This is a genomic window from Dietzia sp. UBA5065 (assembly GCA_002415925.1).
Classification (GTDB): Bacteria; Actinomycetota; Actinomycetes; order Mycobacteriales; family Mycobacteriaceae; genus Dietzia.
The window spans coordinates 47,767-48,093 of the sequence record DIAZ01000044.1; the positions used below are offsets into that span (position 1 = coordinate 47,767).

At 74.0% G+C, this 327-nt stretch carries 1 protein-coding gene; it reads left to right on the forward strand.

What is annotated here, in order from left to right; genetic code table 11:
* Nucleotides 1–327: zinc finger domain-containing protein (locus B4M60_RS03325; RefSeq protein ID WP_291080260.1), on the forward strand; the 327-nt coding region annotated here is incomplete at both ends.

A 327-nucleotide genomic window follows, 5' to 3' on the forward strand; every position in this document is an offset into this window, starting at 1 on the left:
GGCAACATCTACGCCGACGAGGCCCTGTGGCGGTCGGCGATCCACGGCCGGCGTCGCTCCGGCACGGTGACGCTCCGCGCCGTCACCGGGCTGCTCGACCACGCCCGTGCGGTGATGGCGGACGCCCTGGACGCCGGGGGGACCTCGTTCGACGCGCTGTACGTCAACGTCAACGGGGCGTCCGGGTATTTCGACCGCTCGCTCGACGTCTACGGACGTGCGGGGCGACCCTGCGCGCGGTGCGGGTCGCCGGTCGTGCGGGAGGACTTCATGAACCGCGGGTCCCACTTCTGCCCGGTCTGTCAGCCGGCGCCCCGCCGGGCCCGG